Raw genomic sequence first — 3523 nt, 5'->3', positions numbered from 1 at the left:
GGATGACCGTATCGCAGCGTGCGGCATCGCGGCCGAACACGTGATACGCGCGGAGCAGGCACGCTTCCCCGGAAAAATCGTTCTTGAGTGTCGCCATGGCTGCCCCGTATCGAATTCGCCCGGATCGCCGGAGTGACGCGTCGACGCCCGGGAAAACGGTTGATTCAGTGATCGCGAACGGTGTGGACCGTTCGCCGCCTCGTAACCAGTTTCTTCGTCAGCTTCCTTTCGAATCGTTGCTCATCTGGCGCGCATTATTTCGACTGTTTGAATGGCCGGTTGTTTTGTTGTTTTAAAATCGAGTAACCTGATGAAAATCCTGCCAAACAAAATCGTACGTCGCAATCGAAATACTCAAATGCCGCCTTGATATTGCAATGCTTTACATTTTCAACGAGTTTCAATTCCGATATAGAGGGTCGGAAATATTCATTTCATCGCGACCCATAGCAGGCTTGCATTGCGCGGGAACACCACATTGGATGATGGAGCCGATTTAAATACCTTTGCCGGCACGGAAAATTTGTTTGATCGAAAGAAAATAAATTAAACAGTTCAAACGATTTAAATAATGATCGCCGGTATTTTATTAGGTTGCATGACATCAAATACTGGGAAACTCGGGTCCCTCACGGCCAATGCCTCGCGGGGCCGTCGGCGCGCGAATACGTGCCGGCACGCCGCTGCGTCACGATCAATTGCCGGCAACGTCTGCAGAACCGGCAACGCGCCGACCGTCCGATCGTCGTGATCGACGCGCCGTCGAGCTGGATGAAACGCATCGGCGGCAATCTCCGCCGCGAGCCGCCAGTCCCCCTGTAGGTTCGCAGAAAAGGTGGTCTCTGCGGTCCATATGAATCAATAGCTTGAGCACCTTTTCTGAGAATTTCGCTCGGGAAAAGTGGCAGAAAAGGTGGCCTTTTCCTATAAAATTCGCAGAAAAGTTGGCCTCCGACCGAAGCAAACTTTATAACACCCGAAAAATCAAACACTTACGCACAGATCAGGACCAGTGAACAAGTGGCGCTCGTGGATCGAGATGGCGTCCCTTAGGCCGCACACGAACTCGTTGACCGTCAAACCGTTGGAGAATGTGTGCTTAAACATCGAGCAACGGTACGGGCGGCGGCGAGTTCGAATAGATTCGGTCACTCTGATCACGCATGTTTGATCTGCAGTGCCAGATAGAGATTGCCTCGACGTTCGAGCCTGCGAGAGATCACGGTAATCATCAACTGTATAGGCCGAGACCTGACCGGTCAGTCAACGTCAGATCAGGTCTCGGACAATACGACCGCTCGTTGCCAATGGCGGTGATCGACTGCGGATTCAACCCGTCTGTTGATGTCCGGGCAGAACTGACCCACTAGAGCTGGAAATTTTCATCGAATTTTGACCCACGTGATTGAATGCTCTGCTCAATCTTTGAGCAGGGGATACAAAGGTGATCACGGTGGGTATATTGGCCAAGATCAGGCGGATGTATTTCCGCGAGAAGGTCCCGTTGCGCGAGATTGCGCGGCGTACGGGCCTGTCCCGAAACACGGTGCGCCGCTGGCTGCGGCAGACTGATGCCGTCGAGCCGAAGTATCCGAAGCGCGTCAGCCCGAGCGTCATCGACGACTGGGCCGCACAGCTGACAGGTTGGCTGCGTGCCGACAGTCATCGCCCGAAGCGTGACCGGCGCACCGCCCGGTTCATGTTCGAGGCGATCCGCGCCGAGGGTTACGCCGGCAGCTACGGCCGCGTAAGCGCGTTCGTGAGGCGTTGGCACGAGGAGCAGGCTGAGGCGCCTCGCAGGAAGGCCTTCGTGCCGCTCGCCTTCGAACCCGGCGAAGCCTTCCAGTTTGACTGGAGCTGCGAATACGCGTTTGTTGGCGGGCTACGGCGACGCCTGGAGGTCGCCCACGTCAAACTTAACTCCAGCCGCGCGTTCTGGCTCGTCGCCTATCCCACACAGAGTCACGAGATGCTGTTCGATGCGCACGCCCGCGCGTTCGCCGCGTTCGGCGGCGTGCCGCGGCGCGGCATCTACGACAACATGAAGACCGCCGTGGACAAGGTTGGCCGCGGCAAGGAGCGTGCGGTCAACGCGCGCTTCGAAGCGATGTGCAGTCACTACCTGTTCGAGCCGGAGTTCTGCAACCGGGCTGCAGGCTGGGAGAAAGGCATCGTCGAGAAGAACGTTCAGGACCGGCGACGTCAGATTTGGCACGAAGCAGCGCTACGGCGCTGGGAAACGCTGGAGATCCTGAACGAATGGGTCGCTGGTCAGTGTCGTGAGGCGTGGCACATGCGGCACCCGCAGTGGCCTGAGCTGACAGTCGAGGATGTGCTGCAGGACGAGCGTACCCGGCTGATGCCCAATCCACGGCCGTTCGACGGCTACATCGAGCAGACCCTGCGAGTCTCGTCGACCAGCCTGATTCACTTCCAACGCAACCGCTACAGCGTGCCCACCGAGTACACGAACCAGTTGGTGAGCGTGCGCTGCTATCCGGCATATCTCAGCGTCGTCGCCAACGCCCAGGAGATCGCACGCCACGAACGCAGCTTCGAGCGGCACATGACCTTCTACGATTGGCGCCACTACGTCACGTTGGTCGAGCGCAAACCCGGCGCACTGCGCAACGGCGCGCCGTTCATCACGATGCCGCAGCCGCTGCAACTGCTGCAGCGGCATCTGCTGAAACACCCGGGCGGCGATCGCGTCATGACGCAGGTGCTCGCTGCGGTGCGCGAACACGGGCTCGATGCGGTGCTGCTCGCCGTACAGGCTGCGCTGGATTCAGGACGCCCCAGCGCAGAGCACGTCCTGAACGTGCTGAGCCGGCTGAAGGCGCCCGTCACGAATGGCAGCCTCGCCACGACGAAACTCCAGCTCAAGGAAGAGCCCGCGGCCGACGTGAGCCGTTACGAGACGCTGCGCGCCAACCCACCGGAGGATCGTCATGTCTAACGATATCGCGGCCCAGCTCAAGGGTCTTAAACTGCACGGCATGGCGAGCACGTGGCCGGAGCTGCTCGCGCAGTCGCGCCACACGGACTTCGAGCCGGAGCGCTTCATGAAGCAGCTGTTGATGGCTGAAACCGCCGAACGGCAGGTGCGCTCGATTGCCTATCAAATGACCGCTGCGCGTTCCCGGCCCACCGCGACCTGAAGGGCTTCGACTTCGCGCAGGCACACGTCGACGAAGCGCTGGTGCGCGAACTGAGCGAGCTGTCGTTCCTCGAAAGCGCGCACAACGTCGTGTTCATCGGTGGTCCGGGCACTGGCAAGACGCACCTCGCCTCAGCGATCGGAATCGAAGCCGTACAGCGCCACGGCAAGCGTGTGCGCTACTTCTCGACCGTCGAGCTGACCAACGCCCTGGAGCAGGAGAAGTCCATCGGCAAACAAGGCCAGATCGCCCACAAGCTGATGTACGGGTCGACTTGGCGCTGCCGCCCTTGCAGACCTTCTTGTTCTTCGCCTGGCCGGCCCACGCGGCGTAGTGGTCATCGGCCTCCGCGGACGCCTGCC

At 59.5% G+C, this 3523-nt stretch carries 2 protein-coding genes and 1 pseudogene; all 3 read left to right on the top strand.

Annotated elements, in window-relative coordinates:
- Positions 1 to 594 precede the first annotated feature (594 nt).
- Positions 595 to 822, top strand: coding sequence for a hypothetical protein (locus ABZS61_RS34620; RefSeq protein ID WP_105815179.1), 228 nt, complete (start codon positions 595 to 597; stop codon positions 820 to 822).
- A 631-nt stretch (positions 823 to 1453) separates the two neighbouring features.
- Positions 1454 to 2959, top strand: a complete 1506-nt coding sequence (gene istA, locus ABZS61_RS34615; RefSeq protein WP_098552671.1) for an IS21 family transposase — start codon at positions 1454 to 1456, stop codon at positions 2957 to 2959.
- Positions 2952 to 3427: pseudogene (locus ABZS61_RS34610) on the top strand (ATP-binding protein); the annotation flags it as partial. The gene istA and the pseudogene ABZS61_RS34610, both read left to right, overlap by 8 nt.
- Positions 3428 to 3523 lie beyond the last annotated feature (96 nt).

Origin of the sequence: Streptomyces sp. NPDC005566 (genome assembly GCF_040605575.1) — a bacterium.
GTDB lineage: Bacteria > Actinomycetota > Actinomycetes > Streptomycetales > Streptomycetaceae > Streptomyces.
Note: the sequence above shows the minus strand (reverse complement) of the source record. Positions and strands in the feature narration are given on the sequence as shown.